The 26,538-nt window shown below is 66.5% G+C and carries 22 protein-coding genes, 1 tRNA gene and 1 pseudogene; 12 read left to right on the forward strand and 12 right to left on the reverse strand.

The window, feature by feature from the left end:
- The first annotated feature begins 134 nt into the window (after positions 1 to 134).
- The 3 genes from ACN675_RS03390 (at position 135) to ACN675_RS03400 (ending at position 4,076) form a co-directional block, all read left to right on the forward strand.
- The gene (locus tag ACN675_RS03390; protein ID WP_420749511.1) at positions 135 to 890 is read left to right on the forward strand and encodes a hypothetical protein; all 756 of its coding nucleotides are present in this window, start codon (positions 135 to 137) and stop codon (positions 888 to 890) included.
- Entirely contained in the window at positions 887 to 2,284 is a 1,398-nt protein-coding gene (locus ACN675_RS03395; protein ID WP_420749512.1) for an O-antigen ligase family protein, read from the forward strand. Before ACN675_RS03390 ends, ACN675_RS03395 begins: the two co-directional genes overlap by 4 nt.
- A 64-nt stretch (positions 2,285 to 2,348) precedes the next feature.
- Entirely contained in the window at positions 2,349 to 4,076 is a 1,728-nt protein-coding gene (locus ACN675_RS03400; RefSeq protein ID WP_420749513.1) for a DUF4082 domain-containing protein, read from the forward strand.
- A gap of 7 nt (positions 4,077 to 4,083) precedes the next feature.
- On the opposite strand, the gene ACN675_RS03405 is transcribed toward ACN675_RS03400, so the two are convergent.
- Positions 4,084 to 4,947: a glycosyltransferase gene (locus ACN675_RS03405; protein ID WP_420749514.1), complete on the reverse strand. Its 864-nt coding sequence runs from the start codon at positions 4,945 to 4,947 to the stop codon at positions 4,084 to 4,086.
- Positions 4,928 to 6,667 carry a WecB/TagA/CpsF family glycosyltransferase gene (locus tag ACN675_RS03410; protein ID WP_420749515.1) on the reverse strand — a complete coding sequence of 580 codons (1,740 nt, stop codon included), beginning with the start codon at positions 6,665 to 6,667 and terminating at the stop codon, positions 4,928 to 4,930. The genes ACN675_RS03405 and ACN675_RS03410 overlap by 20 nt, the downstream gene beginning before the upstream one ends.
- A 222-nt stretch (positions 6,668 to 6,889) precedes the next feature.
- Here ACN675_RS03410 and ACN675_RS03415 point away from each other — a divergent pair, with 222 nt between their 5' ends.
- Entirely contained in the window at positions 6,890 to 7,849 is a 960-nt protein-coding gene (locus ACN675_RS03415; protein ID WP_420749530.1) for a GDP-L-fucose synthase family protein, read from the forward strand.
- 11 nt (positions 7,850 to 7,860) lie between these two features.
- Here the strand turns inward: ACN675_RS03415 and gmd are convergent, their stop codons facing one another.
- Together gmd and ACN675_RS03425 are read right to left on the reverse strand one after the other, a co-directional pair.
- Positions 7,861 to 8,898 carry a GDP-mannose 4,6-dehydratase gene (gene gmd / locus ACN675_RS03420; protein WP_420749516.1) on the reverse strand — a complete coding sequence of 346 codons (1,038 nt, stop codon included), beginning with the start codon at positions 8,896 to 8,898 and terminating at the stop codon, positions 7,861 to 7,863.
- Entirely contained in the window at positions 8,898 to 10,325 is a 1,428-nt protein-coding gene (locus ACN675_RS03425) for a glycosyltransferase family 4 protein (RefSeq protein WP_420749517.1), read from the reverse strand. The genes gmd and ACN675_RS03425 overlap by 1 nt, the downstream gene beginning before the upstream one ends.
- Between ACN675_RS03425 and ACN675_RS03430 the strand changes: the two genes are divergently transcribed.
- From ACN675_RS03430 to ACN675_RS03440, 3 genes are all read left to right on the forward strand, one after another.
- Positions 10,280 to 10,945 (forward strand): methyltransferase type 11, encoded by a 666-nt coding sequence (locus ACN675_RS03430; RefSeq protein ID WP_420749518.1) that lies wholly within the window; start codon positions 10,280 to 10,282, stop codon positions 10,943 to 10,945. The two genes, ACN675_RS03425 and ACN675_RS03430, sit on opposite strands and share 46 nt — an antisense overlap.
- Before the next feature lie 81 nt (positions 10,946 to 11,026).
- Entirely contained in the window at positions 11,027 to 12,013 is a 987-nt protein-coding gene (locus tag ACN675_RS03435; RefSeq protein ID WP_420749519.1) for a hypothetical protein, read from the forward strand.
- A 3-nt stretch (positions 12,014 to 12,016) separates the two neighbouring features.
- Positions 12,017 to 12,916 (forward strand): glycosyltransferase family 2 protein, encoded by a 900-nt coding sequence (locus ACN675_RS03440; protein ID WP_420749520.1) that lies wholly within the window; start codon positions 12,017 to 12,019, stop codon positions 12,914 to 12,916.
- Positions 12,917 to 12,937: 21 nt separating this feature from the next.
- Here ACN675_RS03440 and ACN675_RS03445 read toward each other — a convergent pair whose 3' ends face one another.
- From ACN675_RS03445 to ACN675_RS03480, 8 genes are all read right to left on the reverse strand, one after another.
- Positions 12,938 to 13,828 carry a MazG family protein gene (locus ACN675_RS03445; RefSeq protein ID WP_420749521.1) on the reverse strand — a complete coding sequence of 297 codons (891 nt, stop codon included), beginning with the start codon at positions 13,826 to 13,828 and terminating at the stop codon, positions 12,938 to 12,940.
- Positions 13,825 to 17,475 carry a transcription-repair coupling factor gene (mfd, locus tag ACN675_RS03450; protein ID WP_420749522.1) on the reverse strand — a complete coding sequence of 1,217 codons (3,651 nt, stop codon included), beginning with the start codon at positions 17,473 to 17,475 and terminating at the stop codon, positions 13,825 to 13,827. Before mfd ends, ACN675_RS03445 begins: the two co-directional genes overlap by 4 nt.
- A 64-nt stretch (positions 17,476 to 17,539) precedes the next feature.
- Entirely contained in the window at positions 17,540 to 18,103 is a 564-nt protein-coding gene (locus ACN675_RS03455; RefSeq protein ID WP_420749523.1) for a PIN domain-containing protein, read from the reverse strand.
- Between the two features lie 18 nt (positions 18,104 to 18,121).
- Complete coding sequence (locus ACN675_RS03460; protein WP_420749524.1) at positions 18,122 to 18,451, reverse strand: helix-turn-helix domain-containing protein; 330 nt, start codon at positions 18,449 to 18,451, stop codon at positions 18,122 to 18,124.
- A gap of 49 nt (positions 18,452 to 18,500) precedes the next feature.
- The gene (locus ACN675_RS03465) at positions 18,501 to 19,751 is read right to left on the reverse strand and encodes a Tat pathway signal protein (protein WP_420749525.1); all 1,251 of its coding nucleotides are present in this window, start codon (positions 19,749 to 19,751) and stop codon (positions 18,501 to 18,503) included.
- Positions 19,748 to 21,070 (reverse strand): lipase family protein, encoded by a 1,323-nt coding sequence (locus ACN675_RS03470; protein WP_420749526.1) that lies wholly within the window; start codon positions 21,068 to 21,070, stop codon positions 19,748 to 19,750. Before ACN675_RS03470 ends, ACN675_RS03465 begins: the two co-directional genes overlap by 4 nt.
- A gap of 112 nt (positions 21,071 to 21,182) precedes the next feature.
- Positions 21,183 to 21,818, reverse strand: coding sequence for a ScbR family autoregulator-binding transcription factor (locus tag ACN675_RS03475; RefSeq protein ID WP_420749527.1), 636 nt, complete (start codon positions 21,816 to 21,818; stop codon positions 21,183 to 21,185).
- Positions 21,819 to 21,989: 171 nt separating this feature from the next.
- Positions 21,990 to 22,583, reverse strand: a complete 594-nt coding sequence (locus ACN675_RS03480; protein WP_197253033.1) for a TetR/AcrR family transcriptional regulator — start codon at positions 22,581 to 22,583, stop codon at positions 21,990 to 21,992.
- A 217-nt stretch (positions 22,584 to 22,800) separates the two neighbouring features.
- On the opposite strand from ACN675_RS03480, the gene ACN675_RS03485 reads away from it, so the two are divergent.
- The 5 genes and pseudogenes from ACN675_RS03485 to ACN675_RS03505 all read left to right on the forward strand — a co-directional run.
- Positions 22,801 to 22,872: transfer RNA gene (locus tag ACN675_RS03485), tRNA-Gln, on the forward strand.
- A 71-nt stretch (positions 22,873 to 22,943) separates the two neighbouring features.
- Positions 22,944 to 24,422 carry a bifunctional UDP-N-acetylglucosamine diphosphorylase/glucosamine-1-phosphate N-acetyltransferase GlmU gene (glmU, locus tag ACN675_RS03490; RefSeq protein ID WP_420749528.1) on the forward strand — a complete coding sequence of 493 codons (1,479 nt, stop codon included), beginning with the start codon at positions 22,944 to 22,946 and terminating at the stop codon, positions 24,420 to 24,422.
- A complete protein-coding gene (locus ACN675_RS03495; protein WP_197253035.1) occupies positions 24,419 to 25,396 on the forward strand; it encodes a ribose-phosphate diphosphokinase in 978 nt (325 codons plus the stop codon). Before glmU ends, ACN675_RS03495 begins: the two co-directional genes overlap by 4 nt.
- A 28-nt stretch (positions 25,397 to 25,424) precedes the next feature.
- Positions 25,425 to 26,054 carry a DUF2461 domain-containing protein gene (locus ACN675_RS03500; protein ID WP_420749529.1) on the forward strand — a complete coding sequence of 210 codons (630 nt, stop codon included), beginning with the start codon at positions 25,425 to 25,427 and terminating at the stop codon, positions 26,052 to 26,054.
- A gap of 170 nt (positions 26,055 to 26,224) precedes the next feature.
- Positions 26,225 to 26,538: pseudogene (locus ACN675_RS03505) on the forward strand (hypothetical protein); the annotation flags it as partial.

Genomic DNA, 26,538 nt, shown 5'->3' on the forward strand with positions numbered 1-26,538 from the left:
CGACATGCACACAGGGCTCTGTTCGGTAGGGTTGATGCTGGTCGGAGCCCTGAGGGTGGCCGAGTCGTCGAGTGCGGTTCGAGGTTTGCGCGCGTATCACGTGGTAGCTGAACCGATGACGAGGGAGCATTGACGTGGACCTGTTCGATGTCGCGCGATCGTGCTTCCGGCGGTGGTATGTCCTGCTTCCGCTACTGGCGATCAGCGTGTGGTACAGCTACAGCGTCTACAGTTCCGTGCAGCCCGTCTACTACGCGAACACGGTCATCGGTCTGGCTCCCCCGAGTGTCAGGCAGGATTCTCCCTCGGCCGGGGGTGAGATCCGGCGGAACGGTCTACTCGATGTCGGCGGTGCCTCCCTGGTTGCAAACTTGACGGCGCTGGGACTGCGAGAGCCGACCGTGGTGGACCGCGTCGTTGCTGCCGGTGGCTCTCCCGACTACACCGCGAAAGCCTTCCCAACCCCACCTCCGAACCCCCAACTGCCTATGGTCTTCGTCGAGCAGACTTCATCGGATCCCGCCGAAGTGACGAAGACTCTCGAACTGGTGGCGGCGCAAGCCGAAGTGACACTGCGAACCCTGCAGCAGCAGGCGCGTGTACCCGAGGACCAGATGGTGACGCCGTTCGTCGTCACACCACCTGGGACTCCGGTTGCCGCGATGCCTACCCGCACCCGGTCGACCATCGCGATTCTCGCTGCCGGTACCGGGCTTTCGATCCTGGTCACCGTGCTTGCCGACGTTCTGCTCACCCGGCTGAGATCGGGCCGGCGGATCCAACCCCGACCGCCGATCTCCGACACACCGCGTGATGGTGTGCCTCCGTACGACGTCGACGCACAGCGCGAGCATGAAGCCCCGGACGACGATGCGGTCGATGCACGATGAAGACGACGTCGCTTGCTGCACCCCGTCGGCAGGTCGACGTCCGCGCGGATGCGGCCGATCCAGCCGGGCAGCGGGAACGCACACCCTGGCTGCTCTGCTTCCTGTGCGTGCTCATCCCCGCTCTGCCGGCCTACGCAATTCCGCCGGGGCCGCTCAAGAGCAACGGCTCACCCGCACGGGTGATCGCGGTGATACTCTTCGGACTCGCTGCCCTCGGTTTCCTCACGCTGCGGCGCAAGACGGCTCACCGCACCGTCAATCCCGGAGCGGTCGTCGTACTTCTCTTCTTCCTGCTGCTAACCCTGGTCTACGGGGTCGGTCTGCTCCGCCCCGGAGATCCCCTCGTCGAGGCGAACAAGACCCGAGCCGTCATCAGCCTGATCGCGAACGTCGGGGTGGCTCTGTTCGTGCTCGCGAGAGTCGAGACCGCTCGCCAGCGCACCATCATCCTCGGCTGTCTCACCGTCGGTTTCGCTTTCGCGTGCTCTGTCGGGTTGCTCCAGAGCTTGGTATCGCTCGATCTGCGCTTTCTGTTCATGCCACCGGGCTTCGTGGCGAACCTCGAGTCCGAGTACCTGGCACTCTCCGAGAGGATGGGCACCGTCCGCGTACTCGGAACCTCGGAGCACGCGATCGAGTTCTCCGTTCTCGCTGCCGTCACCGTTCCGATGACCATTCACTTTGCGCGGTTCGCCGCGAGCCGAGTCGCCCGCTGGGCTGCAGCTGCCACCTGCTGTGTGGCATTGGTTGCCATGCCGGCCGCCGTCTCCCGCACCGGGGTACTCACTCTGTTCGCGTGTCTGCTCGTGTACATGTTCGCGTTCCGGGTTCGCCAGCTCTTCATTGCTGCCGTCGCCGGGACGATTGCGATAGTCGGATACGTCGCATACTTCCCGGAGACGTTCGATGCTCTGTGGAGAACGATCACGGGATCGGTACAGGACGACAGCATCCTGACGCGTACCGCCGACTATGCCGCAGTGTCGCAGACCTTCCGCGAGCATCCCGTCTTCGGTCTCGGTCTCGGGGGTGCGCCTCCGAGCGCGTACCCGCTCCTTGACAACGAATGGCTACGGATGGCTGTTCAGGGCGGCGCCGTCGGTCTCGCTGCAATGATCCTGCTGACCGGTGGGGCGATCTTCGCCATCGCGGCGGGTCTGCGCCGCGCCGACTCGCCTCGGGAACGCGATCAGGCGTACATGATGGGATCGGTGTTGGTCGGTATCCTCGTCTCCAGCACCACCTTCGATCTGTTCTACTACCAGCAGGCAACTTTGACGTTCTTCATCGTGTTCGGCCTGCTCTGGTCCACCTACAACATCACGGTGCCGGAAGCCGTCAGGTACGGCGGACACTCCCCCGAGCGAGACACCACCGAGCTCCCGGAAGGCTAGAACTGTGCCCGAGGCCGGAACAGTGTCCGACAGTCGAGCGACCACACGGTGGTTCGCGGTTCCGATGCTCGTCGCAACCATCTTCACCGCCTGCACGGGCGTCCCGACCGAGGAGCCCGGAAACGCCGACGCGGCGACGGAAAGCCTGTGGCCCGATGGATCCGTCCCACCGGTGATCGCCGATCCGGACGATCGATCGATCGAAATTGCGACCGAGTTCGCCACGTCGAGCAACGGAATGATCACGGCGGCACGGATTTTTCAGGGTTCCCAAAATACCGCCCCGATCATGGCGACCCTGTGGTCAGCGGATGGCGACGTCCTGGGAACAACCCCCATCCCGCCTGGGCAGAACGGCTGGCGAGAGATTCCTTTCGACAATCCGATTCCGATACAGGCGGACAAGAACTACGTGATCTCCTACCGCGCATCCCAGGGACACCATTCGGCCGATCCGGATGCATTCGACGAGGGCGCCACCGTGGGGACGGGATGGTTGACCGCGCACCGAGGATTGTTCACCTACGGCAGCGGGATCCCCGACAGGTCGGACGACGGCACCGGCTATTTCGTCGATGTCGTCTTCGAACCGTCGGGCCCGTCGGTGCGGCCGGTCGACGGCGGCGAACGCTACTACGACATGTTCGACAATTCACTGCCGACGACCTCGGAGTTCTTCCCGCTCGCAATCTGGTTCGCCAAAGTGACCTCCCCCGAAGAGGTCGCCGACGATCGGGCGCTCGGCCTGAACACCTATGTTGAATTGACCGAGGACAGCAACCTCGGCGCAATACGCGACGTCGGGATGTTCGCTCTCCCCAGCAGAACCGATCCCCTGATGGCCGGTCAGTTCACCACGGACGAGGCGGACATGTGGGCGGGAGCCGGCGAGGCTCCGTGGACAGGGCGCTTGCCGGGAGAAGGGCCGATTTGCATACCGGCGGACGCCAAGTGCGGTTACACGGTGATGTCGACTTTCAGCGACAGGGTGCCACCGGGCGTCCTTGCGTTCACGAATTACGGCAAGGGCGTCACGTTCTGGGAGACTCGGGATGCGGCCCAACGTTTCGTCAACGATTTCCAGGACGTCGTATCCGCGGACAATTACTGGTTCACCGACGAGAGCATCTGCCAGGCGAACGAGGGTGGTGTGCTCAGAACGAACGGGCAGACCGATCTACCCCCTTCGGAATGCCAGCTGGCTGCGAACTACGGCGTGACGACGCGACACGTTCGCTCGTTGATTCAGCCACGCGCGGCCATGCCGGTGTGGAACTTCGTCGAAGTAGGGCAGCCCTTCTCGGACTACGGGGACGCCGGGATCACCGGCCCGCAGATCAGGGCCGCGGTCTGGAGCAGCATCATCAACGGTGCACGAGGCATCATTTACTTCTCCCACAGCTTCGGAGGTCCATGCTTGTCGTACAACGTGTTCCGAGACCGATGCGGAGATGCCGTCCGCGAAGAGGTAGCGGCACTCAACGCGCAGATCACGAAACTCGCCCCGGTGCTCAATGCGCCGTTCGTCGACGGATTCGCCCGGTCCGACGGGCCTGTCGACATTGCAACGAAATACCATGACGACAGCCTGTACATCCTTGCCGGCTCCACCCGGAACTCAGGCGGTGATTCCACGGTCACACTCTCGTGCGGCAACGCCACCCAGGTGGAGGTCCTGGACGAAGGCCGCACAATCCCCATAGTCGACAAGACCTTCCGCGATTCCTTCGTCGACGGAAATGCGGTTCACCTCTATCGCATCGACGGAGCGGACGGCTGCGAATTCGAGTAACAACAGATCAATGAAGGGACCGACTGCTTTCGTCGCGCTCCCAGCCCACCGCACTCTGTCTCACACCCCATCGGGCCGCCAGCGCAAAGGCACTGTACACCAGCGCATCCGCAGCGGATTGCGGACCGCGAATCGACCGCAGCACTGCGAGGGCCGTGGCCGGGGCGGATCGTCCCGCGTTGCCGTCGCCCGTGCAGGCTTCGGATACGCCCCGATGGTTGCGTCGCAGGATCGCGAGCAGACTCGCGATGTCGGTCGGAGTCGTCACCGTCACCGGTTCGGTATCGACGATGACCTTCTCGTCCGGGCCGAACCAGTTATCGACGAACAGATCATCCCCGGTGAGATCCGGGAAGGACCCGAATTTCGTGTGCCCTGCTTCGGTGAGCCCGTAGACCCCGGCACCCCACAGGACGGTCTTCTGTGGAATCCGTTGTCGGGCACGATAGTAACTGCAAACCAGAGATTCGGCATCCTCGAAGTCGTAGCGGAACGGCGGACGCCCGGCAAGGACGTCACCGCGGGCGAGGCGATCGAGGACGGCCAGTACGGCTACAGCCGAAATCCGGATATCGGCATCGAGATAGAGCCTGGGCCAAAGTGAAGCGACCTGGTCACCGACGTTCAGAGCTGCAGGTTTCGATCCCTGAGGCAGCTCGACCACCCGCACGCCCGGGATGCTCCGGGCAACCGCGGCGGTGTCGTCGACACAGCCGTTACACACCACGAGAAGCTCGAAGTATCCCTCCGCCGCGAGCGGACCCAGCGGTGCGAGCGTCCGCCGGATCACAGCGGCCTCGTTGTACGCAGGAACGACGACTGCACCGCGTCGGGTAGGGCCGGAGACCGGTTCAGGCATCGGTGGTCGCATGGGGTAGTTCTCGCCATCTCCTGCGCCTCAGCACGGTGGACAGCGTCCGCCGATGGTCCGGATCGTAGGCACGGAGCGCTTCGGAAAGTGCGACCACCGATCTGAACAGCATCCCGTATGTGCCGTCGTGATGACGTTCCACATAGCGAATGCGGTTCACGGTCATGAGTCGCGTGAGCGCGGGCGATGTTCCGGATCCGCCCTGCCGGTGTTGTACGACCGCGGCCGGCTCGAACCGAACCAGGTGTCCTCCCATTCGGATGCGGCGAAAATAGTCCGTTTCCTCTGAGTAGAGGAAGAACTCTTCATTCCAGGGGCCGACTTCTCGCGCGACCGAGGACCGGAGCAGCACCGCAGCTCCAGTGGCCCAGTCCACTTCGTGTGCGTCGATATAATCCTTTGGACTGTAGACGATCTCGGACAGGAATCTCGGCCTCCTGCGCAGCCTGCCGCCGAACAATGCGTCACCGATCGCACGCAGGATCGACGGTTCTCGGCGGAGCGAGGGATAGATCTCACCGTCCTTGTCGATGATCAGGGGCACGACCGCACCGGTTCGGTCGTCGCAGCGGAGCGATGTTGTCAGACGCGCCACGGACTCGGGCGCCAGTGACAAATCGGGATTGAGGATCAACACTGCGTCGCATGGGTCGACGAACGGGAGCGCCGCATTGATCCCACCCGCATAACCGAGGTTTCCCCCGGATTCGACCAACACGACGTCGGGATGCAGGCGCACCAGCGCGGCCGTGCCGTCGGATGAGCGATTGTCGACGACGATCACCCGCATCGGTTGGTCGTGAGCCGCAAGACTCAGGTCGTCGATCAACCGGGATATGTCGTCGGCGCTGTTGTGCGTCACCACCACAACGCTGACGACGGCCCGACGCCCGGGTGCGACGAAAGTCCCACGCACTGCGCTCGAGTCGTGGATCAGCGTCGTCGGCCCGCGCTGCACGGTCCGCGCCCTGCGCATCAGCCTCAGCAACTCAGGTGGATCCTCCAGAAGGTAGCGATGACTCAACCGGCGTGGTTCCAACATCAGTCTCCATGCCCACTCGAGGCCGCTGTCCGCCATCCACTTCGGCGCCCTTCGCACTCGGCCGGCGAGGAAGTCCACGACAGCACCGAAAGCGAGGAGAAGCCGTGCACCTGTTGCCGTCCCGAACTGCTCGATCCAATTCTCCTGCAGCGGTTTTCCGAGACCGATCACCAGGATTTCCACTCCGCTGGAACGGATTTGACCGGCGATCGCCGCCGAACTCGAAGGATCCAGCAATTCGGTTCTGGTCGGTGACCAGGTACCGACGATCTCCAACGCGGGAAGTCGTGCGTTCAGCGCCGCGCGAAGACGCTCGTGCGTTTCTGCGGTTCCACCCAGGAAACCCACTCGCGTACCCTGCTTCGCCGCATACTCCAGAATCGGGCCGATCAAGTCGCTGCCCGACAGTTTCGGCCAATCCCGGCCACTCAGCGCCTCGGCCTTCCGAACGAGGGGCACCCCGTCGAGAAGCGTGAGCCAACGCAGTCCTTCCGGCGACGCTCCCACGGATACGGCGGGTGGCCGCGCAGCCCAGGACTCGTCGCCCCCGAAATGATGGAGATGGTCGAGATTCGCCGAGGCGACTACGAGGGGATCCGGGGCGGTGATTGCATCGATGATCAGTGACATTGCCATCTCGCGATCGATCAGGTCGATCGGGACTGCGTCCACGACCATTCGAGGCCACGGCGCAGGATGCGGCCGAGGCGGATCGCGCAGGTTCTCGGATTTTGTGAGCGGCATGCTTCTGCCCAATCCGTACCTCTCGGGGCGTCTCCGTTCTCGGAATTGTATCGAAGGAGTGCCGTAGCGCATACCGGATCCGGCAGCGCTCGGGAACGAAAGTGCTGTGCACGACGAATCGCCGCCGGCATCTCCCGCATCGAATACGGTCGTATCGTGACGGGTTTCCCTTCGATGTCGCCGAGCACCCGGATCTACATTGCCGGGCATCGGGGACTTGTGGGTTCAGCATTGTGGCGCCACTTCCTGCAGCACGGATTCGAGAATCTGATCGGACTCGGTTCCTCGGAACTGGATCTCCGCGACGCTCACGCGACAGCGACATTCTTCCGTGACGCCCGGCCGGAGGTCGTGATCGACGCGGCAGCGCGGGTGGGCGGAATAGCAGCGAACGCCCGCCGCCCCGTGGACTTCCTCTCAGACAATCTGCGGATACAACTCAATCTGCTGGACAGTGCCGTCTCGAACGGGGTGGAGCGATTTCTCTTTCTCGGCTCGAGTTGTATCTATCCGAAGTTCGCAGCGCAGCCGATCCCTGAGGAGGCGCTGTTCACCGGGCCGCTGGAGGAGACGAACGAGGGATATGCGGTCGCCAAGCTCGCCGGGATTGCGCAGGTCACCGCAATACGGAAGCAACACGGTCTGCCCTATATCAGTGCCATGCCGACCAACCTCTACGGCCCGGGCGACAACTTCTCTCTGCACGACGGTCACGTCGTACCCGCGATGATCCGTCGCTTCCACGAAGCGATGCTCGCCGAGGTACCGTTCGTGACCTGTTGGGGAACAGGAATGCCTCGGCGCGATCTCATGTATGTCGACGACGCCGCGGACGCGTTCCACTTCCTGCTGGATCACTACGACGGAGAGCGCCCGATCAATGTGGGCTCGGGTTCCGACGTCACGATCTCGGAAATCGCACGCATCATCGCCGACACCGTCGGTTATCGCGGGGAAATCCGATGGGACGAATCAGGGCCAGACGGGACCCCACGCAAACTGCTCGACATCCAGCGCCTCGCCGACCTCGGCTGGTCCGCGAAGACACCGCTTGCGGAAGGGATCAGAACGACGTACGACTGGTTTCTCGCACACCGGGACACGTATCGTCACTAACCGGCCCGCAGTCAACTCGGTGCGGTGCTCCAACCCGGAAGCGCGGGCCTGTCGATCCAGTGTCGCTCCCCCGATTCGAGTGCCGAGATGTCCGCATCGACCATCAGATTCACTAGTTCCGGGGTCCGTATCTGCGGCTCCCAGCCGAGGGATGTTCTGGCCTTCGTCGCGTCGCCGACCAACGCATCGATCTCGGCAGGACGGACATAGCGGTCATCGAATCGCACGTACCTCTCCCAATCGAGCCCGACGTGATCGAATGCGAGAGCGAGAAACTCACGTACCGAATATCCTGTTCCTGTCGCGAGAACATAGTCGTCAGGAGCGTCGGCCTGCAACATGCGCCACATTCCCTCGATGTACTCTGGCGCGTATCCCCAATCACGGACCACGTCGATGTTGCCCAGGTACAGGTAGCGGTCGAGACCGGCCCGGATACGCGCGACCGCGCGCGTGATCTTCCTCGTGACGAAGGTTTCTCCTCGCCTGGGCGATTCGTGGTTGAAGAGGATTCCGTTGACGACGAACTGTCCGTACGCCTCTCGGTAGTTGCACGCAGACCAGAAGGCGAAGACTTTCGCCGAGCCGTAGGGCGAACGTGGATGGAACGGGGTGGTTTCGCTCTGTGGGAGCGGCGACGCACCGAACATCTCGGAACTCGAAGCCTGATAGAAGCGGCAGTCCAGCCCGATTCGACGAATGGCCTCCAGCAATCTGAGAGTTCCGAATGCGGTTGTCTCGGCGGTGTATTCCGGTTCGTCGAAGCTGACCCGAACATGAGACTGCGCGGCCAGGTGATACACCTCGTCGGGACGGATCGCCGAAAGCAGCGTTGCAAGCCGCGCCCCGTCCATCAGGTCTCCGTAGTGCAGGAAGAGCCTCGCGCCGGGCACGTGGGGGTCCACATACAGGTGGTCGATGCGGTGGGTGTTGAATGTCGACGCACGACGAATGACCCCGTGCACCTCGTAGCCCTTGTCCAACAGGAATTCGGCGAGGTAAGACCCGTCCTGCCCGGTGATACCGGTCACGAATGCCCGCTTTGCCATCAGTGTGTCCCCAACCCGCGGGCGGCATGCACGAGATCGAGGATCCACTCCTCGTAGCGATCCAACGCCTCATGCTCGGACAGCACCGTGGCACAGTAGCGTCGGCCCGCGTCCGCGAACCGAATTGCGAGCGCACTATCGGTACCGAGACGCACCGCCTCGCGGAGCAGTAGGTCAGGTCGGTCGGGGGGAACCCGTACACCTGCACCCGACGCTGCAACCTCCGCTGCAGTGAAGCTGTCGCTGTCCGTCGCAGCGAGGACCGGCTTCCCGGAATTGAGATAGGAGGTCAGCTTGCTGGGAACCGCCATCTGCGCGACACCCGGCCGTTCGTTCACCAGGAGCACATCGGCAGCTCCGAGGACCGCCGGGAAGATGTCGTCCCCGACCGGATCCAGAAACTGCAGGGTGTCGATACCTGCGCCCTCGGCCTCCAGCCGGGCCCGTTGATTTCCGTCGCCGAGCAGAACGAACCGAACACGAAGTCGTTCGAGACTCGCCAGCCGGGCGGCCGCCAAGACGTTCTCCAGGCCCTGCTTCGCCCCCATGTTCCCCGAGTGGAGTACCACCACCTCGCCGGAGCTCCATCCCGAGGAGGCGCGGAACACCGCGCTCGCAGCAGGATCCGGTGGCGCCACGTGGTTCCAGTTCCGGATCGTGCGGATCCGGCCGTGATCGGTGCCGAGACGCTCGAGAATTTCCGTGAACCCCTCGTGGATCACCACGACCTCGTCCGCCAGCCGAAGGACCGCCGCCTCCAGAGCGCGGACCGCCGGCACGGATCTGCCTCCGATCGCCGAGGTCTCCTCGATCGCTCGACTGTAGATGTCGTGGACAATGACACCAACCGCCGGTCGCGACCGCGACAATCGTGCTCGCATCGCCGACATTCCAGCCGCGAGCAACGGCGGGCTCACGAAGAGAACGACCTCGGGGTCGTTCCATCGAGCCAGCAGAACCTGCAACCCGAAGGTAATTTCCATCAGTGCACGCCCGAACGCCGTTGCTCGCCGCGGGAGGTAGTGACCGAAACGGCCGACGCGAACGCGATTCGCGATTTCTTCGGAGTGAAGTCGAAAGCACCCCTCGTGACGGGTCCACTCGGGATAGTGCGGAAACCCGGTCAACACCCGGACCTCGTGTCCGCGGGCAGCCAATCCGGAAGCCAGAAGCGTCGTGTAAGGCGCGATCCCGATCGACTCGGGGGCATAGTTGATGCCCACGATTGCGATACGAACCCTTTGTCGGGTCATGAATTCGAGAGTAATACCCGCGGAGCGTACGTCTCCCTCGAACGGTCTCGAGATCGGTCTCCTACTCACCCGACGGTGATAGTGTGGTCCTTCACGAACCTCGAGAGCCACATCGCCGGAGGGATCGCGTGAACGGCACCCGAATACGACGCATGGTCGTGGATTCTCCGACATCTCTGGGCGCCAAGGCGAGGATGCGGCGTTGGCAGATGTTCACCGAAGCATTCCCGGGGATCGAGAAGGCGCACGTTCTCGACCTCGGTGGAACAGTGGAGACCTGGCGCCGTGCCCCCGTCAGACCGGGCCGGGTAACCGTACTGAATCTCTTCGAGCCCGGCGAGTCCGAAGATGGGTGGATCACGCCGATCCTCGGCGATGCATGTGACGCTGCACGCGTTCTCGCAGAAGCGAAGACCGACACCCACTTCGACGTCGTGTTCTCGAATTCCCTCATCGAGCACGTAGGCGGACATGCGCGGAGAGCGGACTTGGCTCGTCAGGTCCGCGGGCTCGCACCGCGCTATTGGGTCCAGACGCCATACCGGTATTTTCCGGTCGAACCGCACTGGCTCTTTCCCGGAATGCAGTTCATGCCTGCCGCTGCCCGAGTCACCATCGCCGAACACTGGCCGCTGGTACACACGCGTCCGCAGAGCACGGAAGAGGCGCGCCACGAGGTTCTGTGGACCGAACTGATCGGCATCACCGAAATGCGGGACTACTTCCCGAACGCAACGATCTTGCACGAACGCATATGCGGGCTCACGAAATCGATCATTGCGACGGACTCGTGACGACATGCCGGCAAGAAGCCGGACACCCGAGGTCGACAACAACTCCACAACGCGTGCGACTGCCGGGAAGGAGGCATCTCCATGACGAAGTCCGTGACCAGGACTCCCGTTTCGAGTCTGCGCGTCGGTGACCTCGTCGAGGTGCGAAGCGCGGAAGAGATTCTTGCAACCCTGGATGAGAACGGAGAGTTCGAGAACCTTCCGTTCATGCCCGAAATGCTCCAGTTCTGTGGCCGTCGGCTGACCGTGCACAAGGTTGCGCACAAGCTCTGCGACACGATCTCCGGCACCGGCATCCATCGTATGGAGAATGCCGTCCACCTGACGGACTCGAGGTGCGACGGATCTGCTCACGGAGGTTGCCAGACTTCGTGTTCCCTGTACTGGAAGGATGCATGGCTCAAACGCGTAGAGCCGGGTCTGCCGCCGCCCTCCGGCTCCTCGTGCGTCGGCATTCCACTGCTGGATGCCAATACGCGGAAGGAATCGGGTGCGGACGGTAAGCCACGTTATTCGTGCCAGGCCACCGAGTTGCTCCGCGCCGCACCGACATGCCTCCCGTTCCGCGATCTCGGCCAGTACGTGACGGATGTGAAGACCGGAAACGTCGGCGCGGTCGAGTCGGCCGAGGCCTTCCTCGTGGGTCTGTTCAATCGAATACAGGACATCAGTCGGCGACTACTACCGCGCAAGCTGTGGTTTCGCAACGGATTGCCCTGGGGCTTCGTCCAGGGCAGGGCAGTGGGCAGGACACCGACAGCGCACCTGAACCTGCAACCCGGCGAAACGGTCCGGATCAAATCCAAGAGCGAGATCATGGAGACCCTCAACGAAGATCGAATGAACCGAGGCATGGGCTTCGAGGAGGAAATGGCACGCCACTGCGGCCGCACCGCCCGGGTGCAGGCACGTGTGACCAGATGCATCGACGAGAGAACCGGTGAGTTGCTGACGATGAAGAATCCCTGCATCATCCTCGAAGGAATCACGTGCAACGGTTCGCACAACGTCAGCTGCCCGCGCGAGTTCGTGCCGTTCTGGCGGGAGATCTGGCTCGAACGGGTGTGACCGGTGAGCTCGGTGTCCGACGCGCTGGTCTCCGTAGGATTGCCGGTGCGCAACGGGGGCGATCGCATCGGGGACGTGGTGCAGTCCGTTTTCGCGCAGGATCACGAGAACCTCGAACTGGTGATCTCCGACAACGCCTCCACGGACAACACCGAAGAAGTGTGTCGCGAGCTCGCCGAGAGTCACTGCCGGGTCGTCTACCACCGACACCCCGTCGACGTCGGCGTGCTCGACAACTACCTCAGTGTGCTGCGGCTGGCCACTGGGACGTTCTTTCGGTGGGTAGGAGACGACGACTGGCTCGCACCGCACTGCATTTCACGGAGCCTGGCTGCGTTCGCCGCGGACGACCGACTCGTGCTGGTGACCCACCGGATGGATTACCTCACTCCCGCAGGAATGATCCGAAGTAACCGGTACAGCGACGCTGCCCTCGGTTCGAGCGATCCCGTCACACGTTTCGCCGCATTGCTGGGCATGCTGAACGAGAACCTTCCCGTCGTCGATCCCCTGTACAGCCTTTTTCGTCGGGAACCCGTGCTCCGGATAGACCGCAGGAACATGCTGCGCGAGGACGAGGTGTTCGCCGCGAAACTTGCGCTGGCGGGACCGTGGGGACACGTCCCGGAAGTGCTCGGGCAAAGGAACCTGACACACGCGACACCCATTGCCCTGGCACGCAAGCTGGGGGTGCCGTCCTGGCAGGCGCACTGTGCCACCACGCTCGAGTGCAGGGAGATGTTGCGTGCCCTGGCCGACCACGATCTCGCCCCCGAGCAGCGTCGTACGGCCAGGCTGGCGGTGGCACGACTGTATGCACGACGACAGCAGGATCTGCTCGTCCGGGTCGGCCGCAAACTGGGACGGACGCTCTGCGAATCGACCGATCGTCGACATCGGTGAGACGACCGGCCACCGCGAATCTCAGCCTCGTGGCCAGTACCTGCGCCAGTCGTCGGGCGACAGCGGCTTGCGTTCGCCACGATTCGCCTCTGCCGTGTTCTCGGCTTCGCGGATACAGCCGGCGAACTCCATCACAGCCTTCCGAAGCCGGTGCTCGGCGCTGGACTCTCCGCCGATCCCGACCGTCCCGAGCGAAGCGGGAACCAGATCGTCCGGCAATCCCGCCTCGGCGCTCCTCGTCACCACCTTCTCCGCCAACGCCAACGCCGGCTGCGCCATCGCGATGCCGTCGAGACACGACTCCCGCGCCTTCTCCGCGGCCTTCGCCGCCTGCCACGCCGCCTCCTGCTCGGCCGGGTCGAGCGGGCCGGTGTGACCGTTGGTCAGATGCGGGCTGCGGGACTCGAGTTTGGCGACGAGGGTGCCGGCGACGTCGTCGACGTCGAACGGGTCGGTCGGCGATTCCTGGGCGATCCGCGAGTGGAACAGCACCTGCAGCAGCAGGTCGCCGAGTTCCTCGCGCAGCCCGGCCCGGTCGTCCTCGTCGATGGCGTCGAGAAGCTCGTAGGTTTCCTCGAGCAGGTAGCGCCGCAGCGAATCGTGGGTCTGGGTGACCTCCCAGCCGCCGAACCCCCACAGCCGGTCCATGACGTCGACGGCCTCGAGCAACCGGTCCCCGGGCACCGGGTCCGCCGCGATCACGTCCTCCCCGCGGGCGGTCCGTGCGGCGACGGCGTCGCTGCCGGCGTCGAGGGCGACGAGCACGTCGGCTCCCGGTTCGTGGTCGAGACCGAGCGCAGCGCGCACCTCGTCGGGTACCTCGTCGCCGTACTCGACCGGCCCGTGCAGCAGCCGCACTGCCGCCGCGGGCACGACCCCGGGCCGGCGCGGGTCGAGGAGGACGACGCTCACGCGTTCGCCCCCGCCGCGACCCGAACGTCCACCGACCCCTGTGCCTTGCCGTCCATGGCGAGCAGGAAGTCCGCGATGTACTGGAGCAGTTCGACGTCGCGGACGCGGTCGGAGCCGACCCCGCCGGTGCGCGGCAGCGGCAGTTGCACGATGCCGCTGGTCGCGCGGTACTGGGCGGCCGGGAAGATCCGCTTGAGCCGCATCTGCTTCGAGTCGGGCAGTTCCATCGGGGAGATCTTGAGCTGGGTGCCGACGACCGCGACCTCCTCGAGCCCGTATTCGCGGCACAGCAACCGCAGCTTCGCGACGGACACGAGCCGGCCGACCTCTTCGGGCAGCGGGCCGTACCGGTCGACGAGTTCCTCGACGACCGCGGCGATCGACGCGTCGTCCTGTGCGGCGGCGAGCTTGCGGTAGGCCTCGAGGCGCAGCCGGTCGGAGGTGACGTAGTCGGCGGGGATGTGCGCGTCGACGGGCAGGTCGACCCGCACCTCCTTGGGGGCCTCCTCGGTGGTGATGGGGGTGCCGTCGGCCGCGGCGCGGTACGCCTCGACGGCCTCGCCGACCAGCCGCACGTACAGGTCGAATCCGACACCGGCGACGTGACCGGACTGTTCGGCTCCGAGAACGTTTCCGGCGCCGCGGATTTCGAGGTCCTTCATGGCGACGGCCATGCCGGCGCCGAGGTCGGAGTTCTGCGAGATGGTCGCGAGCCGGTCGTACGCGGTTTCGGTGAGCGGCTTCTCCGGCGGGTACAGGAAGTACGCGTAGCCGCGTTCGCGGGACCGGCCGACGCGACCGCGCAGCTGGTGCAGCTGCGACAGGCCGAGCGAGTCGGCGCGTTCGACGATGAGCGTGTTGGCGTTGGAGATGTCCAGGCCGGTCTCGACGATCGTGGTGCACACCAGCACGTCGAATTCGCGTTCCCAGAAGCCCTGCACGGTCTTCTCGAGGGTGTCCTCGTTCATCTGGCCGTGCGCCACGACCACCCGGGCCTCGGGGACGAGGTCGCGAATCTTCTTGGCGGCCTTGTCGATCGAGCTGACCCGGTTGTGGACGTAGAACACCTGGCCGTCGCGCAGCAGCTCGCGACGGATCGCCGCGGCGACCTGCTTGTCCGAGTACGCACCCACGTAGGTGAGGATCGGGTGCCGTTCCTCGGGCGGGGTGAGGATCGTCGACATCTCGCGGATGCCGGCCATGCTCATCTCCAGGGTGCGCGGGATCGGGGTCGCCGACATGGTCAGCACGTCGACGTGTGTCCGGAGCGCCTTGATGTGTTCCTTGTGTTCGACACCGAACCGCTGCTCCTCGTCGACGATCACCAGACCGAGGTCCTTCCAACGGATTCCGGTCTGCAGCAGCCGGTGGGTGCCGACCACGATGTCGACTTCGCCGTCGGCCATGCCGGCGACGATCTCGCGGGACTCGGCCGGATCGGTGAATCGACTCAGGCCCTTGACGGTGACGGGGAACGCGGCCATCCGCTCGGTGAAGGTCTGCAGGTGCTGCTGCGCGAGCAGGGTGGTGGGCACCAGCACCGCGACCTGCTTCCCATCCTGCACCGCCTTGAACGCGGCACGCACCGCGATCTCGGTCTTGCCGTAGCCGACGTCGCCGATGACGACGCGGTCCATCGGTACCGGCTTCTCCATGTCGGCCTTCACCTCGGAGATGACGGTGAGCTGATCCTGGGTCTCGGTGAAGGGGAACGCGTCCTCCATCTCCTTCTGCCACGGGGTGTCCGGGCCGAAGGCGTGACCGGGTGACGCCTGCCGCGCCGCATAGAGGCGCACCAGCTCGCCTGCGATCTCACGAACTGCCTTGCGCGCCTTGCGTTTCGTGTTCGCCCAGTCGGAGCCGCCGAGCTTGCTGATCGCGGGCAGTTCACCCCCCACGTACCGGGAGAGCTGATCGAGTGATTCCATCGGCACGAACAACCGGTCGCCGGGCTGGCCACGCTTGCTCGCCGCGTACTCGATGACGAGGTACTCGCGGCGCGCACCGCCGACGGTCCGTTCGACCATCTCGACGAACCGGCCGATGCCGTGCTGGTCGTGCACCACGTAGTCGCCGGCGGTCAACGCCAGCGGATCGACCTGGTTGCGCCGTTTGACGGGTGTCTTGCGGCCTTCGGCGGTGGTGACCCGGTTGCCGGTCAGGTCCGCCTCGGTGACGACGACGAGCCCCGGCACCTGATTGTCGCCGTTGCCGGGCAGCACCAGACCCTCGTGCAGCGCGCCCCGGATCACGCCGACCTGGCCGCGGACCGGTTCCGCGCCCGGCTCGAGCTTCGCGGCGGGAACCTCGTTGTCCTTCAGCCGTTCGAGCACGCGCAGGCCGGTACCGGTACCGGCGACCACGATCACCGCGCGACCACCGGTGGTGACGTGCGCCCGCAGGTTCACGAACAGCATCGACAGCAGTTCCTCGGAACCGCGCACCTCCGGCGCGGGCTGCACCTCGAGAACCACCTCGGTGTCGGCACCGGAGGCGAGCGGGCTCAGCGTCCACCACGGCACGCCCTGCGCTTCGGCGGCCTCCCTGACCTGCCGCAGCGTCCGGTACGCCGAGGCCGCGAGGTCCATCTTCCGGCCGTCGGCGCCGGTCAGGTTCGCGGTGTCCAGCGGCGCGGCACCGCCGATCGACGCGGCCGTCCACGATGCCTCGAGGAACTCCTGCCCGGTGCGCACGAGGTCGGTGGCGCGGGTGCGGACCTTCTCCGGGTCGCACAGCAGGACGTGGGCGCCGGCGGGCAGCACCTCGGTGAGCAGCTGCAGCTCACCGGACTGCAGCACGGGCAGCAGCGCCTCCATGCCCTCGACCGGAACACCACCGGCCATCTTGTCGAGCATCTCGACGAGCGCCGCGTCGGCCGGGTTGTCCTTCGCGAGCTGCGCCGCGCGTTCCTTGACCGCCTCGGTGAGCAGCAGTTCGCGGCAGGGCGGCGCGATGAGCGTGGCGACCTCGACGTCGGGGATCGAGCGCTGATCGGCGACGGAGAACGGCCGCAGCTCGGTGACCTCGTCGCCCCAGAACTCGACGCGTACCGGGTGGTCGGCGGTCGGCGGGAACACGTCCAGGATGCCGCCGCGCACCGCGAACTCGCCGCGCTTGCCGACCATGTCGACGCGCGTGTAGGCCAGTTCGACGAGGCGTTCGACGAGGTCGTCGAAGTCGTGTTCGGAACCGACCCGCAGGGTGATCGGATCGATCTCGCCGAGACCCGGCGCCATCGGCTGCACCAGCGACCGCACGGTCGCGACGATGACGCGCAGTTCGGGGCCGTAGTCGCGGTCGTCGGGCCGGGCGAGGCGGCGCAGCACCTGCAGCCGCCGGCCGACGGTGTCCGCGCTCGGCGACAGCCGCTCGTGCGGCAGCGTCTCCCACGACGGGAACTGCGCGACGCTGTCACCGAGGATTTCGGTGAGTTCGGCGGTCAGATCGTCGGCTTCGCGGCCGGTGGCGGTGACCACCAGCAGCGGCGCTTTCTCCGCGAGCACGGCGGCGACGAAGGGACGGGCCGCGGGCGGTGCGACCAGGGCCTGCTCGGCGGTGCCGGCGAGCGCGGCGACCCGCTGCAATTGGTCGTCGGCCAGCGCGATCCGCGCCAGTCCGGACAGAGGGGTGGCGGGCACAGCAGACACGTGACAGTCGCTCCTGGGTGTACGACGAGAACTTTTCGATTCTATGCGTCGCGGACAGGGTGCCTCAGTCCGCGGACGCGAGCAGGTCGGCGCTGCTGTCCCCCAGCGCACGACGCGCCCAGGTCACCAGCCGCGACAGCAGCGCGTCGTCGGTCTCGCCGGTGCCGGGGAGCCAGCGTCTGCGCACCATCCGCAGCAGCGTGGCCCGCGCGCGGCCGGGGTCGGCGTCGACGACGAACGTGACGAACGCGTCGGGGGTCCAGGGTTCGATTCCGGACCGTTCGAGCGCGGCGGCGATAGCCGGGTCGGTGGTGACGACGGCGTCGGCGTGGGCGATCAGCGCGACCGCCGTCAGGTGGGTGTCGCGCGGGTCGACGACGTAGGGCACCTCCCGCAGCACCGTCGTCGGCCACGTGACGCGGGCATCCGGGAACGCCCGGTCCAGTTCGGCGAACAGGTAGTCGCGGGCCGGTCGCGGCAGTTCCGCCGGCAGCCGGCGATCCACTTCGGCGATGACTCCGTCGCTCCAATACGGTTGGTACAGACCCTCTTCCGCGAATGCGAGCACGACGTCCCGCATCCGCGCGTCGGCGAGCACCGACGCACCGAGCACCACCCCTACGGGCATCTTCCCTCTGCTTTCCGCTCAGAATTCGTCGTACAGGCCGTCGCGGCGGGCCAGGTCGGCGAGGTTGTCGAGGACCTGGGTGCGGATCGTCGCGCGACGCTGCGCCAGTGCGACGACGTCGGCGCGATCCACCCGCCGGTGCAGGCCGTGGAACTCGGCGGGCAACGCGCCGCTGTCGACGAGGCGCGCCACCTCGGCGCGGGAGGCACCCAGCACGTCCGCCGCCTGGGTGACGGTCAGCAGCGGCGGCACGGCGGTGATCGTGACCGCTGCGTCCTCACCGAGTTCGTCGAGGACGCGGGCGAGCGCGGCGGGGGCATGCTCGGCGTCGAACGGTCCGAAGGTCACGGCGGCGATGCTGTCAGGCCGCGCCGCCGATTGCAACGAGCGGGCGTGCTCAGTAGTACTGCACCTGCGTCGTGCGGGCCGCCGACCGCAGGATGGGCACCAGCCGATTCAGGGCCCGCTGTTCGAGGAACTGCTGATCCATCGGCTTGCTCAGGGCGACCGCGAGTTCGGCCGGTCGATCCTGGGCCAGCGCCCGGTACTTCGGCAGCATGTGGGTGGTGATGTACTCCCAGCGTGCGTCGCGGTCCGACCAGTTGAACGCGGGCAGCGGTGTCTGCAGGCGCCACTGCGGGCCGCCGGCGGGATCGCCCGCGGTCAGCGTCAGCGGGAACGCCTCCCGGGGCGGTACCACGCCGGGGATCGCGGGGTCGGCGCCGAACGTCGACAGATAGGTCAGCGCCCGGCCGACGGGACCACGCGCCTCGCGGGTGGCATCCCACTGGTCGGCGATCGACTGGTACTGCTCACGGTGCAGCAGTTCGGCGTTGCCGCGCACCACCAGCTCCGGGTCCCCGGTCGCGAGATCGCGCCAGGCCCGGACGGCGCGGTCGTCGATGATGCCCGCCCGGTGGAACTCGTCGATCGCGTCGAGACCACCGGCCAGGTATGCCTCGTGCTGCGGCAGCAGGTCGGTGAAGATGTGCTTGCTCATCGCGATGACCCGGACCTGGAAGTCCGCGATGTCCTCGGGGGTGATGGTGTGGCCGACGGCGAGCACCGCCCGCAGATCCTCGGGCAGCTCCGCGGACGCGGGTGCGGCCACGTCGTCGAGCGTGCGGGTGACCTGAGCGAGGGCGTCGCGCAACTCCCGAACCCCGATGACCGCCCTGACCAGGTCGACGTCCATGACCCCGGCACCGAAGGACGGTCCGGCCAGGCCGCCCTGTCCGGTCCACAGGAAGTCGGGGTGCTCGCGCTGCAGCTTCTGGTAGTAGGCGAAGGTGTTCTTCAGGTTCTGTTCGTTGGCCGCCAGCCCGAGCTGCGGATCCCACCGGTTCAGGTCGATCCCGGCGTTGCGGGCCGCCACGGCGAGCCAGTACTGGTGCAGCAGCGCCGCATAGCGTGCCGGGTCGACCCCGGTGGCGCGGGCCCGGTCGAGCAGCGGCCGCAGCACCTCGGGGTCGGCCGACAGGTCGGTCGCGACTCCCCCGCCGTGTTCGGAGTCGAGGTTGTTGCGGGAAACGTCGAGGACGGTGTCGAGATCGAGGACAGCGTCGAAATCGGGTGCGGCGGTGGCTGTTCCGGCGGCCCCGGCCACGAGGGTCACGGCGGTCAGGGCGGTGGCGAGCAGACGTCTCATCGGCCGGCCTCCTCGAAGCGCCGATCGAACCAGTCGACATTCTGCATGCCGAGCAACTCGACGCCCACCCGGACCGGGTCGGTCAGCACGTCTCCGATCCCGCACACCGACGGATCGAATTCGACGTCGGCGCCGTGCGCGCGCCAGAAGTTGCCGAGGTTCTCCGCGTCCTCGTAGGGGACGAGGAAGTCGTCGCGGCACGAGGTGATGAGCACCGGCGCGGTCGGGACCTCGTGCGGCCGGGTGCCGAGCGCGTTCTCGGCGTAGGCCCGCGCGAACGCCGGGTTGTCGGCCGGCCGCCCGTTCTCGTACAGCGCGGACAACGGCACGAACGGGAACATCAGATACAGCCCCTGGCAGGTGCTGTGGAACAGGTCGGCGGCGGCCCGGCCGAGCGGGGTGAGTTCGGCGTCGAGGTCGATCTCCGGGTACTTCGCCGCGAAGCCGAGCGAGTTGGCGAAGACGAATCCCGAGCCGATACCGCCGTCCGCGGTGCGTTCGAAGGTCGCGCTGTCGACGACCATCGCCTGCAGCACGGTGCCGACGAGATTGAGTTCCGGCGCGTAGGTGCCGGCCATCTCCGCGGCGAACCCGGCGGCCACACCACCCCCGGCGATTCCGAAGATCCCGACCGGGACGTCCGGCGCGAACCCGGCGTCCGGCAGCGCGATGGCCGCGCGCAGTCCGTCGAGGGTCGCGGGTCCGCTGAACCGGCCGATGGAGAAGCCGTTGGGGGCGGTGTCGCCGTCGTTGGCGGTGTCGCTCATCATCACTGCCCAGCCGCGGCCGAACATCTGCGCGACGGGTCCGAGCGCGGAGAACAGCGACGGGTCGGTCTGGTTGCCGCCGGTCCACTGGGTGCTCGGCATGCAGTTGGGGCCGAGGCTGTCGTTGGCCTCGGAGTAGCCGATGAGCCTGCGGTCCTGCGGCGGCGTGCCGTCCTCGGGGAGCATGAGGATGCCGGTGGCGACGGTGTGGGAGCCGTCGAAATCGGTGGTGACGTACATCAGCTGATGGGCCGTGACGTGGCCAGGCTGCACTCCGTACACCTGCACCGTCACCGGGCGGTGCCGCAGCAGGGTGCCGGGGACGTCCCCGTCGCCGAGGGCGGGCGGGTCGAACCACGGGTCGGTGGAGGCCGGGCGCGGCGTCCACTGCGACGGATGTGCGATCTGCCCGTCACGGAAGGTGCTCACCACGAACGGGTTGAAGACGTCGTCGACGTGGACGGGCTCGGCTGCGGCGGTCGCCGTGGTCAGGGCGAGTGCCAGCGCGGTGGAAGCAGCGCCGATCGCCACGAGATGTCGAAAGGCTCGCATCGATACGTTCCTGTCACTGTTGATCGAGCGGCGCCGCCCCCGACGCAGCGCGCAGTTCACGGCACAGTAACAGTCCGTTACCGACGGACACAGATAATTCGCCGGGGTGTCGTCAGACGCGCAGGCGCCGCGCGGCGAACTGCCGGAAGTACTCGACCTTCGTCGGCGGAACCAGCGCCGGCAGCAGGTTCGTCCACATCAGCTCGATGTGTTCGATCGACCGATCGCGGCGACCGAGCCCGGCGGCGACGGTGCGGGCCCCCACGACCATCTGCAGCACCATCAAACCGGCCGCATCGGGATCGAAATCCGGGGACAGGTCGCCTTCCTCCTGCGCCCGGTGCGCCAGCTGCTGCAACGTGCCCAGCCACATCTCGAACAGGTTGTCGCCCGAGCCGCGGTAGTCGCCGATCTCGAGAACGAGCCGGAACATCGCGCGGACCACCGGGTCGGAGACCGACAGATCGACGGACAGGACCGACAGCTCGATCATCGTTTCCAGCGCCGGGGTGCGTTCGTCGATCTTGGCGAGACCGGCCTCCGCCGAGCGGGCGAAACCGGCGTCGATTACGCCGCGGGCGAGCTCCTCCTTGGAGCCGAAGTGGAAGTACAGCGCACCCTTGGTGACGCCCGATTCGTCGATGATCTCGTTGAGGCTGGCGTTCGCGTATCCCAGGCGCACGAAGACCTCGGCGGCGCCGCGCAGCACCGACTCCCGGGTGGCCTCGGCGCGAACCTGACGTGCCATCTCAGCGCCCCCAGCGAACGGGAACGGGGCGCTCGGCCCGGACACGCTCGGCACAGGCAATCGACGTGCGGGAAACCACTGTCACCTCAATCCCGTCGCTTCTACGAATCGGCCGGGCAACGGTACCACCGCGGTGGCGTCTACCTCGGTATTCGCAGACCTTCGACTGTATCAATCGGCGCCGAGCGTCGGATCGGCTTCGAGCCGGGTCAGACCGTTCCAGCACAGGTTCACCAGATGCGCCGCGACGACCTCCTTCGACGGGCTGCGTTCGTCGAGCCACCAGGTCGCGGTGGTCGCGACCATGCCGACGAGGGCCTGCGCATAGAGCGGCGCGAGGTCCGGGTCCAGGCCGCGGCGGGCGAAGTCGCCGGCGAGCAGGGTGCCGACCTGTCGCATCGCCTCGTTGAGCAGGCTCGAGTAGGTGCCTTCCTCGGCGGCGACCGGGGAGTCGCGCACCAGGATGCGGAAACCGTCGGTGCGTTCCTCGATGTAGGTGAGCAGCGCGAGCGCGGCCCGTTCGACACGGACGCGGGACCGGTTCCGCGTCAGGCTCTCGGTGACCATCGACATGAGAATCGTCATCTCGCGGTCCACGACCACGGCGTAGAGCCCTTCCTTGCCGCCGAAGTGCTCGTAGACGACGGGCTTGGACACGGCGGCGCGCTGCGCGATCTCCTCGATGGACGTGCCCTCGTAGCCGCGCTCGGCGAACAGGGCCCGGCCGATCTCGATCAACTGCTCGCGGCGTTGCGTTCCGGTCATGCGGATACGCGGGGTCCGCTCGGATTGACTCTGCGGTGTTCGCGACACGACGGTTTCCTTTCCGGCGCCACACCTGCTTGCACGCTGGCCCCGGAGCCGAGCCTAATCTGCGGGCCGCGCGGACCGCCTCGTCTCCGCCCCGCGTTCGACGCCGACCGTATCGGCATGCGAGGATCACACCGCACGCCCCGGGGTTCACTTCGCGGACGTGCGGCGATCCGCCGTGGTGTAATCGGCAGCACCTCTGATTTTGGTTCAGATAGTTCAGGTTCGAGTCCTGGCGGCGGAGCAAGGCGAACGGGGGCCGGCCGGGCCCTCACACGCTCGTCCATGACGCATGTCGAACGTCGAGGGAGCTTCATGCAAGTGCAGACCGCAATAGTCGTCCTGGCCGCCGGAGCGGGTACGAGGATGCGGTCCAAGACCCCCAAGGTGCTGCATTCGCTCGGCGGCCGCACCATGCTCGAGCATTCCGTGCGCGCGGCGGAGGCACTCGGCCCGGATCATCTGGTCGTGGTCGTCGGTCACGACCGTGAACGCATCTCCGCCGCGGTCACCGATCTCGGAGCCCGCCTCGACGGCGACGTCCGCGTCGCCGTGCAGGACGAGCAGCTCGGAACGGGCCACGCCGTCGAGTGCGCGCTGACCACCCTTCCCGACGACTTCGCCGGCATCGTCGTCGTCACGGCCGCGGACGTCCCGCTGCTCGACACCGACACGCTGCGCGCTCTGCTGGAGACGCACGCCGAACCCGAAGCGGCGGCCGTCACCGTGCTCACCACGACCGCGGCCGACCCGACCGGATACGGCCGGATCCTGCGCACGACCGACGGGGACGTCACCGCGATCATCGAGCACAAGGAAGCGACCCCGACCCAGCTGGCGATCACCGAGGTGAATGCCGGTGTGTACGCGTTCGACGTCGCCGCGCTGCGCTCGGCGCTCGGCAAGCTCAGCGCCGACAACGCGCAGGGCGAGCTGTACCTCACCGATGTCGTGTCGATCGCCCGCGGCGAGGGACTGACCGTGCGCGCCCACTACACCGACGACGCGGTGAGCGTCGCCGGAGCAAACGACCGCGTGCAGCTCGCGGCGCTCGCGGCCGAACTGAACCGCCGCACCCTCGAGTACTGGATGCGCGAGGGTGTGACGGTGATCGACCCGGCGAACACGTGGGTCGACGTCGACGTCACCCTCGCACCGGACGTGACGCTGCACCCGGGTGTGCAATTGCACGGGCGCACGTCGATCGGTGAGGACGCGGTGATCGGACCCGACACCACCCTGACCGATGTGCAGGTCGGCGCCGGAGCGTCGGTGGTGCGGACCCACGGATCGGATTCGGTGATCGGTGCGGGCGCGTCCGTCGGCCCCTTCGCGTACCTGCGACCGGGCAGCGAACTCGGCGCCGAAGGCAAGATCGGCACGTTCGTCGAAACGAAGAACGCGCAGATCGGAGCGCATTCGAAGGTGCCGCACCTGACCTATGTCGGGGACGCGACGATCGGTGAGCATTCCAACATCGGCGCGTCGAGCGTGTTCGTGAACTACGACGGTGTCAAGAAGTACCGGACCGTCGTCGGATCGCACGTGCGGACCGGTTCCGACACCATGTTCGTGGCCCCCCTGACGGTGGGCGACGGCGCGTACACGGGCGCCGGGACGGTGCTCCGGCGGAACGTTCCACCGGGGGCGCTGGCAGTGTCGGGTGCGCCACAGCGCAATATTGAAGGATGGGTCCAGCGAAATCGCGCCGGGACCCCCGCCGCTGAGGCAGCATCGTTGGCGTCGCAGCAGCAGCAAGAGAACGAACCGCAAAAGGACGGCCTGGACCAGTGACCAATTGGATCGACAATCAGAAGAACCTGATGCTCTTCGCCGGCCGGGCACACCCCGAGCTGGCGGAGCAGGTCTCGAAGGAACTGGGCATCCAGGTCACGCCGCAGACCGCGCGTGACTTCGCGAACGGCGAGACCTTCGTGCGGTTCGAGGAGTCGGTGCGTGGCTCCGACGCCTTCGTGCTGCAGAGCCATCCGTTCCCGCTGAACCAGTGGGTGATGGAGCAGCTCATCATGATCGACGCGCTCAAGCGTGGTTCGGCCAAGCGCATCACCGCGATCCTGCCGTTCTACCCCTACGCCCGTCAGGACAAGAAGCACCGCGGCCGCGAGCCCATCTCGGCTCGCCTGATCGCCGACCTGCTCAAGACCGCCGGTGCCGACCGCATCATCACCGTCGACCTGCACACCGACCAGATCCAGGGCTTCTTCGACGGCCCGGTCGACCACATGCACGCGCAGGGTCAGCTGGCCGAGTACATCCGCGGCCACTACGGCGTCGACAACATCGCCGTGGTCTCCCCCGACTCGGGTCGCGTCCGCGTGGCCGAGAAGTGGGCCGACACCCTCGGTGGTGCCCCGCTGGCGTTCATCCACAAGACCCGCGATCCGCTGGTTCCGAACCAGGTCAAGTCCAATCGCGTGGTCGGTGAGGTCGAGGGCCGCACCTGCATCCTGATCGACGACATGATCGACACCGGCGGCACCATCGCCGGCGCGGTGCGGGTCCTCAAGGAGGCCGGCGCCGGTGACGTCATCATCGCCGCGACGCACGGTGTGCTGTCCGACCCGGCCGCCGAGCGCCTCGCCGCGTGCGGCGCCAAGGAGGTCATCGTCACCAACACGCTGCCGATCCCGCCGGAGAAGCAGTTCGAGACCCTCACCGTGCTGTCGATCGCTCCGCTCCTGGCGCAGACGATCCGCGAGGTGTTCGAGAACGGCTCGGTGACGTCGCTGTTCAACGGCGTGGCCTGAAACCCGTTCCACAGGGCACACTATCGGGGTGTTCACTGGATTCCCCGTCGCCGCACTCGACTTCTACGAGGATCTCGAAGCCGACAACAGCAAGGCATTCTGGGCCGCGCACAAGGCCGTCTACGACGACTGCGTGCGCGGCCCGATGCTTGCGCTGCTCGCCGAACTCGAGCCGGAATTCGGTACCGGCAAGGCCTTTCGGCCCTATCGCGATGTCCGGTTCAGCAAGGACAAGGCGCCGTACAAGACGCACCAGGGCGGCTTCGTGCAGACCGCTCCGGGCGTCGGTTACTACGTGCAGGTCGACGCGGCGGGACTCGTCGTCGCGGGCGGCTTCTACGCCGGATCCGGTGCGCAGATCGAGGCGTACCGTGCGGCCGTCGACGACGAGCGGCGCGGCACCCAACTCGAGAAACTGGTCCGGAAACTGCGCCGCGACGGTTTCGAAATCGGTGGCGCACAACTGAAGACGCGTCCGCGCGGGGTCGACCCCGACCACCCGCGGCTCGACCTGATGCGTCACAAGGCACTCACCGCGGGACGCACCGAACAGTCGCCCCCGTGGCTCGACAGCGCCCGCACGCTCGACGAGGTCCGTGACGCCTGGCGCCGTTTCCGCCCGCTCGTGGAATGGCTCACTGCGGCGACCGCAACCTGACGGCCGACGGAAACCAGCAGACCGTCCGGTACGGAAAGTGCTGTGCCGCAACACTTTGCCTACCGCGATCGTCCCGCTAACATGATCTTCGTCACTTTCCCGTCCGTCCCCGCAGGTCACGTCCGTCCCACGCGCCGTGGCCGCCCGATTTTCACTTAAGGTGGCTCCTCGTGATCGACGCGCAGACTCTCGAGGCCCCCACCGAATCCGCGACAATCCGGACAGCACGACGGTGGACACCGGGTGCCTGCGTATGGTGCGGCGATCTCGAGGCCGTCGAGGAGTACCGCAACGAGCCGCGCTGCGCGACCTGCCGCAAGCACGAGGACATCATCGAGGAAGCGCGCAAGTTCGTCGGCATGTACGGCCTGCGCCCGATCGGCGGAACCCTCCAGTCCGACGACGAGGAGGAGTACGAGCACCGCCTCGCCGCGCGCGATGCCCGCCGCGCCCTCAACGACATTCGGCTCGCCGAGCAGCCCGA

Origin of the sequence: Rhodococcus sp. O3, from assembly GCF_048897285.1 — a bacterium.
Lineage (GTDB): Bacteria > Actinomycetota > Actinomycetes > Mycobacteriales > Mycobacteriaceae > Rhodococcus.